Annotated in this window: 15 protein-coding genes and 1 riboswitch; of the genes, 13 read left to right on the forward strand and 2 right to left on the reverse strand. The window is 63.1% G+C overall.

Annotated features, from left to right (window positions below):
• Nucleotides 1-42: 42 nt before the first annotated feature.
• Both QRM57_RS14410 and QRM57_RS14415 read left to right on the forward strand, forming a co-directional pair.
• Nucleotides 43-1,365 carry an ammonium transporter gene (locus QRM57_RS14410; RefSeq protein WP_284987114.1) on the forward strand — a complete coding sequence of 441 codons (1,323 nt, stop codon included), beginning with the start codon at nucleotides 43-45 and terminating at the stop codon, nucleotides 1,363-1,365.
• On the forward strand, nucleotides 1,362-1,700 hold the full coding sequence (locus QRM57_RS14415; protein ID WP_017199639.1) for a P-II family nitrogen regulator: 339 nt from the start codon (nucleotides 1,362-1,364) through the stop codon (nucleotides 1,698-1,700). The genes QRM57_RS14410 and QRM57_RS14415 overlap by 4 nt, the downstream gene beginning before the upstream one ends.
• Nucleotides 1,701-1,798: 98 nt before the next feature.
• Here the strand turns inward: QRM57_RS14415 and QRM57_RS14420 are convergent, their stop codons facing one another.
• Complete coding sequence (locus QRM57_RS14420) at nucleotides 1,799-3,199, reverse strand: glucose-6-phosphate dehydrogenase (RefSeq protein WP_284987115.1); 1,401 nt, start codon at nucleotides 3,197-3,199, stop codon at nucleotides 1,799-1,801.
• A 165-nt stretch (nucleotides 3,200-3,364) separates the two neighbouring features.
• Between QRM57_RS14420 and ffh the strand changes: the two genes are divergently transcribed.
• Both ffh and QRM57_RS14430 read left to right on the forward strand, forming a co-directional pair.
• Complete coding sequence (gene ffh / locus QRM57_RS14425; protein ID WP_235522061.1) at nucleotides 3,365-4,942, forward strand: signal recognition particle protein; 1,578 nt, start codon at nucleotides 3,365-3,367, stop codon at nucleotides 4,940-4,942.
• Between the two features lie 59 nt (nucleotides 4,943-5,001).
• On the forward strand, nucleotides 5,002-5,724 hold the full coding sequence (locus tag QRM57_RS14430) for an alpha/beta fold hydrolase (protein WP_235522062.1): 723 nt from the start codon (nucleotides 5,002-5,004) through the stop codon (nucleotides 5,722-5,724).
• On the opposite strand, the gene thiC is transcribed toward QRM57_RS14430, so the two are convergent.
• A complete protein-coding gene (thiC, locus tag QRM57_RS14435) occupies nucleotides 5,707-7,554 on the reverse strand; it encodes a phosphomethylpyrimidine synthase ThiC (protein ID WP_284987117.1) in 1,848 nt (615 codons plus the stop codon). The genes QRM57_RS14430 and thiC overlap by 18 nt on opposite strands.
• Nucleotides 7,550-7,657: riboswitch (TPP riboswitch) on the reverse strand. It overlaps the preceding gene by 5 nt.
• 84 nt (nucleotides 7,658-7,741) lie before the next feature.
• Between thiC and QRM57_RS14440 the strand changes: the two genes are divergently transcribed.
• The 9 genes from QRM57_RS14440 to lepB all read left to right on the forward strand — a co-directional run bounded on the left by QRM57_RS14440 (nucleotide 7,742) and on the right by lepB (nucleotide 14,053).
• On the forward strand, nucleotides 7,742-8,824 hold the full coding sequence (locus QRM57_RS14440) for an amidohydrolase family protein (RefSeq protein ID WP_284987118.1): 1,083 nt from the start codon (nucleotides 7,742-7,744) through the stop codon (nucleotides 8,822-8,824).
• Between the two features lie 80 nt (nucleotides 8,825-8,904).
• Nucleotides 8,905-9,777 (forward strand): VOC family protein, encoded by an 873-nt coding sequence (locus tag QRM57_RS14445; RefSeq protein ID WP_284987119.1) that lies wholly within the window; start codon nucleotides 8,905-8,907, stop codon nucleotides 9,775-9,777.
• A gap of 106 nt (nucleotides 9,778-9,883) precedes the next feature.
• On the forward strand, nucleotides 9,884-10,321 hold the full coding sequence (locus QRM57_RS14450) for a hypothetical protein (RefSeq protein WP_235522065.1): 438 nt from the start codon (nucleotides 9,884-9,886) through the stop codon (nucleotides 10,319-10,321).
• A 231-nt stretch (nucleotides 10,322-10,552) separates the two neighbouring features.
• Nucleotides 10,553-10,975 (forward strand): 30S ribosomal protein S16, encoded by a 423-nt coding sequence (gene rpsP / locus QRM57_RS14455; protein WP_024817151.1) that lies wholly within the window; start codon nucleotides 10,553-10,555, stop codon nucleotides 10,973-10,975.
• A 1-nt stretch (nucleotide 10,976) separates the two neighbouring features.
• Nucleotides 10,977-11,219 carry an RNA-binding protein gene (locus QRM57_RS14460; protein WP_235522066.1) on the forward strand — a complete coding sequence of 81 codons (243 nt, stop codon included), beginning with the start codon at nucleotides 10,977-10,979 and terminating at the stop codon, nucleotides 11,217-11,219.
• Between the two features lie 130 nt (nucleotides 11,220-11,349).
• Nucleotides 11,350-11,904 (forward strand): ribosome maturation factor RimM, encoded by a 555-nt coding sequence (rimM, locus tag QRM57_RS14465; RefSeq protein ID WP_257369284.1) that lies wholly within the window; start codon nucleotides 11,350-11,352, stop codon nucleotides 11,902-11,904.
• Complete coding sequence (gene trmD, locus QRM57_RS14470; protein ID WP_284987121.1) at nucleotides 11,905-12,705, forward strand: tRNA (guanosine(37)-N1)-methyltransferase TrmD; 801 nt, start codon at nucleotides 11,905-11,907, stop codon at nucleotides 12,703-12,705.
• A 267-nt stretch (nucleotides 12,706-12,972) separates the two neighbouring features.
• Nucleotides 12,973-13,326: a 50S ribosomal protein L19 gene (gene rplS, locus QRM57_RS14475; protein WP_014922079.1), complete on the forward strand. Its 354-nt coding sequence runs from the start codon at nucleotides 12,973-12,975 to the stop codon at nucleotides 13,324-13,326.
• A gap of 79 nt (nucleotides 13,327-13,405) precedes the next feature.
• Nucleotides 13,406-14,053 (forward strand): signal peptidase I, encoded by a 648-nt coding sequence (lepB, locus tag QRM57_RS14480; RefSeq protein WP_284987122.1) that lies wholly within the window; start codon nucleotides 13,406-13,408, stop codon nucleotides 14,051-14,053.
• Nucleotides 14,054-14,055 lie beyond the last annotated feature (2 nt).

A 14,055-nucleotide genomic window follows, 5' to 3' on the forward strand; every position in this document is an offset into this window, starting at 1 on the left:
GCGGTAGAACCGCAGAACCAAAGCAAGAGAGGAACGTGCACCATGGAACTTACCGCAGGTCACGTATGGGTCATGGTGGCGGCGGCACTCGTGCTGTTCATGACACCTGGTCTGGCATTTTTCTACGGCGGCATGACACGCGCCAAGGCTGCCTTGAACATGATGATGATGAGTTTCATCTCCATCGGCATCGTCGGAGTTGTCTGGGTGCTGTGGGGCGCATCGATGAGCTCAGGCGAAGGCTTCCTTGAAATCGTGGGCAACCCGTTCGCCACTTTCGGCCTCGAAGGCATTACCACCCCTGATGGCCTGATCAAGGTCGGTTACGCAGCCACCTTCGCCATCATTACTGTTGCGCTCATCAGTGGCGCAATCGCAGACCGCGCCAAGTTCGGCGCGTGGACCATCTTCGTCCCGGTCTGGGTCACGCTGGTCTACTGCCCCCTGGCCTACATGGTGTGGGGTGGCGGCCTGTTCGGCCCGGAGGGTGCAATCGGAAAGGCCCTCGGCCCGGCCATCGACTTCGCCGGCGGCACCGTGGTGCACATCAATGCCGGTGTGGCAGCACTTGTCCTAGTCCTGATCATCGGTAACCGTCGCGGCTTCGGTAAAGACCCGAACCACCGCCCCCACAACATCCCGTTCGTCATGCTCGGTGCGGCCATCCTGTGGTTTGGCTGGTTCGGTTTCAACGGCGGCGCAGCAACCACTGCTGAGCAGGGTGGGTTGATCTGGGTCAACACCCTCGCAGCTCCCGCAGCGGCAATGATCGGCTGGCTCATCACCGAACGCATCCGCGACGGACACCCCACCTCCCTGGGCGCAGCATCCGGTGTGGTCGCCGGCCTGGTGGCCATCACTCCCGCCTGTGCCAACGTCAGCCCGGTCGGTGCACTGGGACTGGGCGTAGTGGCCGGTGTCGCCTCCGCCCTGGCGGTTGGACTGAAGTTCCGTTGGGGCTTTGACGACTCCCTGGACGTCGTGGGTGTCCACCTCGTATCCGGCATCATCGGCACGGTGGCTCTGGGCTTCATTGCAGTTCCGAGCGAAGGCGTCACCGCCGGCGGCCTCTTCTACGGCGGCGGCCTGACCCAACTGTGGGCACAGCTCGCAGCGGCCGGCATCGCAATCGTCTTCTCGGCCATCATGACGGCCATCATCGCCCTCGCCATCCACAAGACCATGGGCTTCCGGGTCTCCACGGAGCAGGAGAACGTGGGCGTCGACCTCAGCCTGCACGCTGAGACGGCGTACGAGTTCGGCGTCAACGGCCACGGGGGCAGCTTCCAGCCGCTCCACGAGGCCATGATCGGAAAGTCCGAAGAGAAGGCTCCCGCAGAAGGCAAGGAGAGTGTCCAGGCATGAAGCTCATCACAGCGATCGTCCGTCCCGAAAAGCTCGAAGCAGTCCGGGAAGGCCTCGAAGCATACGGGGTCCAGGGCCTGACGGTCAGTGCAGCCAGCGGCTACGGCCGGCAGCGGGGTTACACCGAGGTGTATCGCGGAGCCGAGTACAACGTGGACCTGCTGCCAAAGATCCGGATCGAGGTCCTGGCCACGGACGAACAGGCGGACGACATCCTGGATGTCCTCATCGCCAGCTCGAATACCGGCAGGGCCGGCGACGGCAAGGTATGGACCGTGGATGTCTATGAAGCAGTCCGGGTCCGAACGGGTGAACGGGGCGCGGCGGCCATCTAGGCAACCGGCTACCACTCGTTACTCAAACACCGGCAGCGGGCCGGGTACCAGTCAAGGTACCCGGCCCGCTTTGTGTTGCCTTGTTTAGTCCTCGACGTTTAGTCCTCGACGCCGGTGGGCCAGTTCGCGGGCCCGGCGCTGCCGGCGGCGTATTCTTCCAGGGGCACCTCGCCGTTCGCCCAAGCATTGAGGACGGGTTCGATGATCCGCCAGCAATCCTCAGCGGTGTCGCCCCGGACGGACAGGAGCGGATCGCCTGTCAGGATGCCTTCGAGCACTTCGCCGTAGGGCAGCATCCCGGCCGCGTTGAGTTCGGCCACCAGGCTTGCGCGGTCAAGGCTGAAGATGTCACCGGGACCGTTGACATCGACGTCGAGCTCCAAAACGTCGGGCCCGAAACCGATCCGCAACTGATTGGGGGAGTCCACGCCGGAGAAGCCCTTGGGGAGGTGGGGGACCGGGCGGAACGTGATGACTGCTTCCTTGCGGCGTTGTCCCATGGCCTTGCCAGAGCGGAGTATGAACGGGACGCCGCTCCAACGCCAGTTGTCGATGTCCACCCGGACTTCCGCAAGGGTTTCGGTGTTCCTGGCAGGATCCACGCCTTCCTCCGCGGCGTAGTCGGGCACGATACGTTCGCCCAGGGTTCCTGCCGTGTACCGGGCACGACGCGTCGACAGCTTGTAGGGGGCCTTGATGCTGCTGGCACGCAATACGGTGGCGACGGCGTCCCGCAGGTCGCGTTCCCCAATGGTGGCCGGCGCGTCGATGGCCAGGAACGCCATGATGTGCAGGAGATGGCTTTGGATCATGTCCCGGAGCGCGCCGGCGGTGTCGTAGTAGCGGGCACGGCCCTCAAGGGCGAGGTCTTCGTCGAAGATGACCTCCACTTTTTCGATGTGGTCCCGGTTCCACACCGGTTCCAGGAACCTGTTGGCGAAGCGGAGGCCGAGGATATTCAGCACTGTTGCCTTGCCCAGGAAATGGTCTACCCGATGGATGTGGTCCTCCGGCACCAGCGCAGCCAGCGTCTTGTTCAATTCGCGCGCCGATTCGGTACCTGATCCAAATGGCTTTTCCATGACCAGGCGGGTTCCGGCCGGCAACTGTCCAGGGTGCAAAACCTCGCAGGCCTTCTGGCTGACGTGGGGCGGCAACGCGAAGTAGATCGCGACCGGGCCCTCCAGCTGCGACAGCAACTCTGCCAGCGGTCCGTCCGCCGTCACGTCCAGCTGGTGGTATTCGGTGCTCCCGGCCACCGCAGCCAAAGCCGCCTTGCCTTGGGCGTCGGCTTCCTTCGACGCGGCGGCGAAAGCGCCGTCGACCCGTTCCCTCCACTGGTCCGGAGACCAGGGATCAGAGCCGGCTCCCACCAAACGCAGGCCTGGAGCGCCACCCGCGGCCAACAGTCCAGCAAGGCCCGGGAGCAGCAGCCTGCCCGTCAAGTCTCCGGATGCGCCGAGGATGAGCAATGTTTTTACAGTTGTTTTACTGGTCACCGTGCCAGCATGCCATCTTGGAGGTGCGACTTGGTACCCTAGATAGTCGAGTCCCGCAGTTGAGTCATCCCGTAGTTGAGTCATCGTGCCGGGGCAAGAATCGTCAAGACTCTGGCGTGCCGCATTGGCCGCCATTCGTAGACCATCGAAAGAAGTGCACGGCGCGTGTTCAATTCACTCTCTGACCGGTTGACAGCAACCTTCAAGAACCTCCGTGGCAAGGGCCGCCTCACCGAGGCTGACGTCGATGCCACGGTCCGGGAGATCCGCCGCGCCCTGTTGGATGCGGACGTCGCCGTATCGGTGGTCCGCGAATTCACTGGACGCATCCGTGAACGCGCGCTCGGTGCCGAAGTTTCAGGTGCACTGAATCCCAGCCAGCAGATCGTGAAGATCGTCAACGAGGAACTGAAGGAAATCCTCGGTGGCGAGACCCGCCGGATCCGCCTGGCCAAGAACGGCCCCACCATCATCATGCTCGCGGGCCTCCAGGGTGCCGGTAAGACCACCCTCGCCGGCAAGCTGTCCAAGTGGCTCAAGGCCCAGGGCCACAGCCCCATGCTGGTTGCCTGCGACCTTCAGCGTCCCAATGCAGTGACGCAGCTCCAGGTTGTTGGCCAGCGTGCCGGTGTCCCGGTTTTCGCTCCGCACCCCGGCGCTACCTCGGAACTTGAACACCCTGCCGGTGACCCGGTCGCCGTCGCCAAGGCCGGCGTCGAGGAAGCCCGCCAGAAGCTTCACGACGTCGTGATCGTTGATACCGCCGGCCGCTTGGGCGTCGACGCCGAAATGATGGATCAGGCACGCCGGATCCGCCAGGCGATCATCCCCAACGAAGTCCTGTTCGTGATCGACTCCATGATCGGCCAGGACGCCGTCAACACGGCGATGGCCTTCGACGAGGGCGTCAACTTCACGGGCATCGTCCTGTCAAAGCTCGACGGCGACGCCCGCGGTGGTGCCGCGCTTTCCGTGGCGTCCGTGACCGGCAAGCCCGTCATGTTTGCCTCCACCGGCGAAGGCCTGGACGACTTTGAGCTCTTCCACCCAGACCGCATGGCTTCCCGCATCCTCGACATGGGTGACGTCCTCACCCTGATCGAGCAGGCCGAGAAGGCATGGGACAAGGATGAAGCCGCCCGGATGGCGAAGAAGTTCGCCGACCAGGAAGACTTCACCCTTGACGACTTCCTCGCCCAGATGCAGCAGATCCGCAACATGGGCTCCATGAAGAAGATGCTCATGATGATGCCGGGTGCTCAAAACATCCGTCAGCAGCTGGAGAACTTCGACGAAAAAGAGATCGACCGCGTCGAGGCGATCGTCCGTTCCATGACACCGCACGAGCGTGTTGCTCCCAAGATCATCAACGGTTCCCGCCGCGCCCGTATCGCCAAGGGTTCCGGCGTGCATGTCTCCGAGGTCAACGGCCTGCTGGAACGCTTCGCCCAGGCACAGAAGATGATGAAGAAGCTGGCCCAGGGCGGCGGCATGCCGGGTATGCCTGGGATGCCCGGCCTCGGTGGCCCTGGCGGACGCAAGAACGGGAAGAACACTCCCAAGAAGAAGGCACGGTCCGGCAACCCGGCCAAGGCAGCCCAAGAACTTCGCGATGCGGAGGCCAAACGGGCAAACGCTGCTTCAGCGGCCCCCACGGGCGCGGCTTTTGGGCAAGGCGCGGCGGACTTCGACCCGTCGTCGCTGAACCTTCCCAAGGGCTTCGACAAGTTCCTCGGTAAGTAGACAGTGCGTCCCAGCTGCCAGGCAGTTGGGATGTCAGAGCCGTGGAATAGGCTGAACCAATGCACAAGCAGCGCGTAGTCTTCGTTCACGGCCTGGGGAGTTTCGGCGCCGCAGCATGGCCGAAGCAACACGGCATGGCGCTGGCCTATGACGCCCTGTTCCTGAGGCGGCACGGCTTTTCGGCGGTCGAGGAACCGGCGCCATCCAATGTGGCGGCAGATGTCGCCATCGTGATCAATGCGTTGGCCGATGCCGGTGGAGGCCACGTCGTGGCGCACGAACAGGGCGCCATTTCCGCCATGCTGGCAGCTATTGAGCGTCCTGATCTTGTGCATTCGCTGTCGTTGGTGGAGCCGGCGTGCTTGTCGCTGACAGCCGAACTGCCGGCCACGGCCTCCCACCGTGCGCTGATGGAGCCGTTGTTCGACGTCCGGGCACAGCTGAACGACGCCGACTACCAGCGGGAATACTTCCGCAGGGCTTTCTCGGCCGAAACCGGGGGACTGGACACGCCGGAGGCCCGGAAGTCTGCGCGGCGGCTCAGGCTCCAGGCACCGCCATGGGAGGCACCGCTTCACATTGTGCCCGGCGTTCCCACCTTGGTCCTTACGGGTGGTTGGGAGCCGCTCTACGAGGAAATTGCGGGATACCTCCAGGAGACCGGCGCCCTCCGCCGGGTAGCAGCGGGCGGGCACCGGCCCCAGGATTCAGTGGATGGCGATCACATCATCCGCTCGTTCGTCGCGGACGTGGGACGGGCCATGTCAGTTCAGGCGTCCTGAGCTGCCATTGCCCGCAGTGCCGGGTACCTGCAGTTCCGGCAGGTAGACCTTCCCGCCGGAAGCCAGGAACTCCTGGCTCTTTTCCCTCATGCCGCTGTACATGCCGGCGATTGCGGCCTGCGCTTCAGCTGAACCGTACTCATCGCGGATATCCTGGCTGATCCGCATGGAGCAGAATTTCGGCCCGCACATCGAGCAGAAGTGCGCGGTCTTGGCCGGCTCGGCGGGCAGGGTTTCGTCGTGGAACGCCTCGGCTGTCACAGGATCGAGGGACAGTGCGAACTGGTCGCGCCAACGGAACTCGAAGCGGGCTTTGGACAGTGCATCGTCGCGCTCGTTCGCGCCAGGGTGCCCCTTGGCGAGGTCAGCGGCGTGGGCGGCGATCTTGTAGGTGATCACACCGGTTTTGACGTCGTCCTTGTTCGGCAGGCCAAGGTGTTCCTTGGGTGTCACATAGCAGAGCATTGCCGTGCCGTAGCGGGCGATTTCGGTCGCGCCAATGGCCGAGGTGATGTGGTCGTAGCCGGGCGCCACATCCGTAACCAAGGGACCCAGTGTGTAGAACGGGGCGCCCTTGCACAGTTCCTGCTGGCGTTCGACGTTTTCACGTACCAAGTGGAAGGGGATGTGCCCCGGGCCTTCAACCATGACCTGGACATCGAACTCCCACGCCCGCTGGGTCAGCTCGGCAAGGGTGTCCAGCTCTGCGAACTGCGCGGCATCATTGGCGTCCGCGATGGAGCCGGGACGCAGCCCGTCGCCGAGCGAAAAGGCGACATCGTACTTGGCGAAGATCTCGCACAGTTCGTCGAAGTGGGTGTAGAGGAAGTTCTCCTGGTGGTGGGCCAGGCACCAGCCGGCCATGATCGAGCCGCCGCGGGAAACGATGCCGGTGACGCGATTGGCAGTCAACGGGACGTAGCGCAGCAGCACCCCGGCATGGACGGTCATGTAGTCCACCCCTTGTTCGCACTGTTCAATCACGGTGTCGCGGAAGATCTCCCACGTGAGCTTATTGGCCTCGCCGTTGACCTTTTCGAGTGCCTGATAAATGGGAACCGTGCCGATTGGAACAGGGGAGTTGCGGATGATCCATTCCCGCGTGGTGTGGATGTCATCGCCGGTGGAGAGGTCCATGACCGTATCGGCGCCCCATTGCGCCGCCCACTGCAGTTTGTCGACTTCCTCGGTGATGGAGCTGGTGACCGCGGAGTTGCCAATATTGGCGTTGATCTTGACCAGGAACGCCTTGCCGATAATCATCGGTTCGGATTCCGGGTGATTGATGTTGCTGGGGATGATGGCGCGTCCGGCGGCAACTTCGCTGCGGACCAATTCGACATCGCAGTTCTCGCGCAAGGCCACGAACTGCATCTCCTCCGTCACGATGCCCTTCCGGGCATAGTGCATCTGTGTGACGGTTTTCTGCTCGCCGGCGCGGCGGGGCACCGGTTGTGCGCCCTTCCACTCCGCCGATGCCGCACCGCGCCGGACCGCGGACTTGCCGTCGTCGAGCAGGTTCCTTTCCCGGCCCGAGTACGGCTCCGTGTCGCCCCGGCCTTCGATCCAGGGTGCACGGAACGGTTCCAGCCCGACTCTCGGATCACTGCCCGGTCCGGCAGTTCGATAAACCTGCAGGGGCGGGTTGGCTTGGCCATTGGGGGAGGGTTCCAGCGCGATCTCGGTGACAGGAACGCGAATGCCATGTTCGGGATCTTCAAGCCACCCCAGCGAGTGGGATTTCAACGACTGCGTCACGGTTTCCGGTGCCCCGGTCTCCACGACGGACGCGTTTTGGGCAGGGCTGTGCTGTGTTTCTGTGGTGCTCAAGGGACTGCTCACTTCCTTCGCCGGCATTACCCGGACAGGTTCAACGGTCGCAGACTGCCTCAGTCCGATCTCAGCCCCTGCAGGGGCCCCCGTGTGGTCGTAGACGAAGCTACCACAGCTGCCTGCGGCCGCACAGTCATATGGCGTTGCGGGCCTGCCCGGCACGTACAGGGCTAGGCTTTTTGCCATGGCCAACATCATCGAATTCAGCGGTACGGTGCTCGTAGCAGCAGGCGAGGAGCGCAGGGGCATGTGGTCCGTTGACGGTCGCCTGACGTTCATCCAGCCGGTGGCGGCACCGGACGTTGTGCTCGACGGCTGGGTCCTGCCCGGCTTTGTCGACGCCCACTGCCACATCGGTTTGGGGCCGGGCGGTGCGGTTGATGAGCAGACCACCCTCGCCCAGGCAAGGGCAGACCTGGTGGCCGGCACACTGTTGATCCGTGATGCAGGATCGCCCAGTGACACGCGCTGGGTCCAAGGGCGTGGGGATTTGCCGCGACTGATCAGGGCTGGCCGGCACATAGCCAGGGACCGGCGGTACCTCCGAGGACTGGGCCATGAAATCGAGCCCGAACAGCTCGTGGAGACCGTCCGCAAAGAAGCCCGTGACGGCGATGGCTGGGTGAAACTCGTGGGCGACTGGATCGATCGCGGCATTGGTGACCTGGCCGCGTCCTTCCCGGCCAAGCTGGTCAAGGACGCCATTTCGGCCGCGCACGATGAGGGAGCCAGGGTTACGGCCCACTGCTTCGCAGAAGACACCATTGACGACATGCTGGACGCCAATATCGACTGCATCGAACACGCTACGGGCCTCTTGCCACGGCACCTTCCGCGGCTTGTGGAGCAGGGCGTTCCGATTGTCCCTACGCTGGTTAACATTGCGACTTTTCCGGAGATTTCCGCCCAGGCCGCGCCCAAGTTCCCCGTCTACGCAGATCACATGGCGAAGCTGTGGGAACGCCGCCACGACCGCGTGCTGGAGGCCTTCGAAGCCGGTGTCACCATCTACACGGGCACCGATGCCGGCAGCGTGATCAAGCACGGCCGGATTGCGGACGAGATGAAGGAACTGCACGACGCCGGCCTGCCGCCTTCCGCTGTCCTGGAGGCCGCAACGTGGGGCGCAAGGGCGTGGCTCGGTGCCGAAGCAATCAGCGAAGGGGCGAGTGCCGACGTCGTTCTCTGCCGTGAAGATCCGCGGGTCGCCCTCAACACCGTGGCCGAACTCCAGCACATCGTTTTGCGTGGCGGGATCATCCGTTAGGAATAAATTGAAGCTTCAAGTAATTTAGTACTAGTAGAAAGGTGCCGAAAGGGCGGCAGCCTCAAACCCAGGAGCTTCACATGACTACAGCAAACAGCCAGGATCTTCTTCCTGCCGAACTCACCATGGGCACCGTCATGCTCAAGGTTGGCGACATGAAGGTCATGAGCGACTACTACCAGCGCGCCTTGGGCCTGGACATCGTGGCCGAGCAGGATGGCGGACTGTACTTGGGCCGCACGGGAAAGCCTGTTGTCCACCTGGCGCCTGCCTCAGGTCTGCAGATCCCGGGCCGTGGGGAAGCGGGCCTGTTCCACACCGCCATCCTCTTTGAGGACCAGCCATCCCTGGCGGCCACCATTGCCACGGCGGCAGAATACGAGCCGCGCGCCTTTGCCGGAAGCGCCGACCACCTGGTCAGCGAGGCGTTCTATTTCACCGACCCCGAGGGCAACGGTATTGAGCTCTACTATGACAAGCCCCGCGAACTGTGGCAGTGGGACGGCAAGAACGTCGTCATGGACAACGTCGCACTCCCGCCGCAGCGGTTCCTGCAGCAGCACCTGAGTGAGGCTGCCGTGACCGGCCAGCGGGAGGCAGCCGCCGGGATCGGCCACGTGCACCTCCAGGTGGGGGACGTTGAAACTGCGCAAAGGTTCTATGTGGAAACCCTGGGGTTCGAGCGGACGGCGGGCTGGCACGGCCAGGCCTTGTTCGTTTCCGCCGGTGGGTACCACCACCACATGGCCATGAACGTGTGGAACAGTCGCGGTGCCGGACCCCGAAAGGACACGCTGGGGCTTGGGGAAGTCCTGATCGAGGTCCCCACGGCTGATGACGTCGCGATGCTGGCGGACCGGCTGAAGGTGGCGGGCGTCCAGAACCACCACACCGGCGCTGAGCTTCGGTTCGACGACCCATGGCGGAACAAGCTGCGCGTCGCCGTTCGCTGAATCGTCCTGGCAGCCCATGGCTGCACTAGGCTGGGCATTGACGGCGCGGAACCTTTCGGTTCCGGTGCCGCCGCCCCGTCAGCACGAAGGATTGAGAGTACTTTCCATGGGCTTTGCCGAAATATTTGTAGCCACCCACGACGAAGCACTCAAACGGGCAGCCGCACTGGATCGCGGTGCCGAAGCCACGGGCCCCGCCGTCAGGATCGAAGGCATCACCGACTTTGAGGTAGAACAGCTGGGCGACCTCGCCGGACAGGCCGTCCATGCTGCGGGAGCAGACTATGAGCTCGCCCTGGTGGATGTGACGAGTGATGCCCTCCTCGGAGTTCCCGAGGCCATGGTGCGCGCGCTTGCCGAACTGCTCACCTATGAAAGTGAGGGCGATGGCAACGTCCTTGATGATGTTGCTGCCGCCTGGGCCGCCCAGGACGACATGCCCTTTGACGCTACCCAATCGCGCCAGTACGTCCAGCAACTGGCCGCCCTCGCCACGGATGTGGAAAAAGCCGACCGCTCCGGACTCTACGTCTGGTCCGCCTGACAGTTGCCCGGTTTTCGCGGATACGATCCGTCCGGAGTGACCAAGAACACGCCACCCTTTGCGGCCTAAGTCGTAATTGCACCGGGCATCTGGCACAATGGACAGGTACTTGATCGGTGCGGCCCCTCTCTCCGTGCCCGTATCTTGTCCTTCGAACCGTCCAGTATGGCCCGCCCCACGGGTGCAGAACGTCGGGTTCACCTCGTTTCAGAAACAGGAGTGACCACAAAAGTGGCCGTAAAGATTCGCCTTAAGCGCTTCGGTAAGATGCGCGCACCGTACTACCGCATCGTCGTCATGGATGCCCGCGCCAAGCGCGATGGCCGTGCCATTGAAGAAATCGGCAAGTACCACCCCACCGAAGAGCCGTCGTACATCGAGGTCGCTTCCGAGCGCGCCCAGTACTGGCTGTCCGTTGGCGCCCAGCCGACCGAGCAGGTTGCTGCGATCCTCAAGATCACCGGTGACTGGCAGAAGTTCAAGGGCCTGCCGGGCCAGGAAGGCACCCTGAAGACCAAAGCTCCGAAGGAAGCCTTCGTAGCACCGGAGAAGGGTTCCGTCATCATCCCGGAAGCCATCACCAAGAAGGCCAAGAAGGACGAAGCTGCTGAGGCTCCGGCCGAGGCTGAAGCAGAGACCACCGAGGCTGAGTAAGTTGCTGTCCGAAGCGCTCGAGCACTTGGTTCGTGGGATCGTTGACAGTCCTGAGGATGTCAAGGTCAGTGCCAAGAACAACCGCCGCGGGGAATCCCTTGAGGTGCGAGTTCACCAAGAGGACCTCGGACGGGTAATCGGCCGTCAAGGACGCACAGCCCGCGCACTGCGCACAGTTGTTGCGGCTTTGGCTGGTGGCGAGCAGGTCAGGGTCGACGTCGTCGACACCGACCGTCGCCGGTAACGCGCTCAGCACATCTTGTCTTAGGTCCGGCCCCTTCACCGAATATGGTGGAGGGGCCGGATTGCTTTATCCAACATTCATTACCGTGGCTGCCTGGCGGCGCGGGAACAACAAGAATTCAGAGGAACCCATGCAGCTCCAGGTGGCCCGGATCGGCAAACCCCACGGCATCCGCGGCGAGGTCACGGTGCAGGTACTCACCGACGCCCCGTCGGAGCGCTTTGTCGCAGGTACCGAGTTTGTCGTGGAGCCGGCCTCTGCCGGCCCCCTGACCATCCGCAGCGCCCGGTGGAACAAGGACATCCTCCTGCTGGGCTTCGAGGAAGTTGCCGATCGCAACGCTGCCGAAGTCATCCGCGGCGCCAAGCTCTTCATCGAAACCGAGGAACTGGACGACGAGGACGATGATGAAGGCTGGTATGAGCACGAGCTCGTTGGCCTTGAAGCGCGGGTTGGCTCGCAGGTTGTGGGCACCATCGCTGCACTCACCACGCTCCCGGTCCAGGACCTGCTGACGGTCAAGACCCCGGACGGCAAGGAAATCCTTATTCCATTCGTCGACGAGATCGTGCCTGAAGTCAACGTCGAGGACGGCTACATCCTGGTCACCCCCCCTGCCGGCCTATTTGAGATCAACGAGTCCACCGCGGAGGAGTCCAAGGACGGCACCGGGGATGATGCCTGAATGAGGATTGATGTCGTCAGCATTTTTCCCGAATACCTTGCCCCGCTTGAGCTTTCGCTCATAGGCAAGGCCCGCCAGGACGGATTGCTCGAACTTAACGTTCACGATCTCCGCTCCTTCACCACGGACAGGCACCGCACCGTGGATGACACCCCCTATGGCGGTGGGGCAGGGATGGTGATGAAGCCTGAGCCGTGGGCCCAGGCCCTCGAATCCGTTGCAGCGGCCCGTGAAGGTTCCAAGCCCGTACTGATCGTTCCTTCGCCGGCAGGGGAGAGGTTCAACCAAGCCCTGGCCTACGAACTTGCCGAAGAGGACCAACTCGTCTTTGCCTGCGGACGCTACGAAGGCATCGACGAGCGCGTCATCGACTGGGCGCAGGACCACTTCACGGTTCGTCCCGTCAGCCTTGGAGACTATGTTCTCAACGGTGGCGAAGTAGCCGTGCTGGCCATGGTGGAAGCCATTGGGCGCCTCCTCCCGGGGGTTGTCGGCAATCCTGAGTCCTTGGTTGAGGAATCCCACTCCGACGGTTTGCTGGAATACCCGGTGTACACGAAGCCCTCCGCATGGCGCGACCATGAGGTCCCCGCCATCCTGCTCAGTGGCAACCACGGCAAGATCGCCCAATGGCGCCGCCACGAGCAATTCAGGCGGACAGCCGAGCGCCGTCCGGACCTTTTGGAAGCGTTCGACGCCGGTGCCTTGAGTCGCGCTGACCGCAACGCTTTGGCGGACCTCGGGTACGACATCGTCGAGGGCCGTTTGCGTCCGCGGCCCGGTGGCGACGCCGCAAACTAAGGGCGCGCTCCCGCCGTCGAACGTTCAAGGGACCTGACAGTTGGCCCGACGGCAGCGCATATGGCAGAATTAACCCTTGTGTCTGCTGGGCTGACACCTGCCACAGGGGGAGTTCAGCCAACAGTCGGGCAACCCGGTGACGCCAATCAGTGGCGGAACCGGACACTAAGAAACTTCGGCGGAAATTTCCGGTGGCTTTAAGTGCCCCCGGGCTTGTCCGCCGTAACCCAAAGTGAATGACCTGTGGCGTTCACCAGGAGTGGATTAATGCATATCCTCGATAGCGTAGATGCAGCATCGCTGCGTAACGATGTTCCTGAGTTCCGTGCGGGCGACACCCTCAAGGTTCACGTCAACATCATCGAAGGCAAGAACTCCCGTGTCCAGGTATTCCAGGGCTTCGTCCTGGGCCGCCAGGGTGACGGCGTTCGCGAAACCTTCACCGTTCGCAAGGTTTCCTTCGGTGTCGGCGTAGAGCGTACCTTCCCGGTACACTCCCCGATCATCGACAAGATCGAGGTCGTCACCAAGGGTGACGTCCGCCGCGCCAAGCTTTACTACATGCGTGCACTGCGCGGTAAGGCTGCGAAGATCAAGGAAAAGCGCGACTTCGCCAAGTAGTCCTGCGACTTACGCAACGGGTCCAGGATTCGTGCCCGGTAGTTCCGGAGCAATCCGCAACGCAACAGGGATACGAGTCATGGACACATCAGAACGCCAGCCCCGGAAACAGGGCTGGCGTTTTGTTTTGCTCGCACTGGTCCTTGCTGTCGCCATCAGTGGTTTGGTGCGCTCGTTGTGGCTGGATGTCTATTACATTCCCTCCGAATCCATGGAACCCCTCCTCGGAACCGGGGACCGGATCCTTGTTTCCCGCACGGCCTACGCGTCGGAGCCAATCCGCCGGGGTGACGTGGTCGTTTTCGATGGCCGCGGTTCATTCGCTCCGCTCAGCAGCGGCCAAGGTCCGTTGGTCGATGCGGTTTCTGCGGCGAGCCAGTGGTTCGGACTTACGGGAAGTGACACCACGTACGTCAAGCGGGTCATAGGAGTCGCCGGCGACCACGTCCGGTGCTGCTCGGCCGACGGAAGACTCACAGTCAACGATCAGCCTGTTGATGAACCCTATGTGTACCCAGGGGATGAACCCAGCAAGCAGAAGTTCGACGTCGTGGTGCCGGAGGGGCGTCTGTGGCTGATGGGCGACCACCGTTCCCGTTCAGCGGACTCCCGCGGACTGCTGGGTGCACCGGGCGGCGGTATGGTGCCCGTGGAACGGGTTATCGGCCGGCCGGTCCAGATCGTCTGGCCACTTGATAGATTTGCAGAGATGCCTCGCTCCGCGTAGGC

It is taken from the genome of Arthrobacter sp. fls2-241-R2A-172 (genome assembly GCF_030208885.1).
GTDB lineage: Bacteria > Actinomycetota > Actinomycetes > Actinomycetales > Micrococcaceae > Arthrobacter.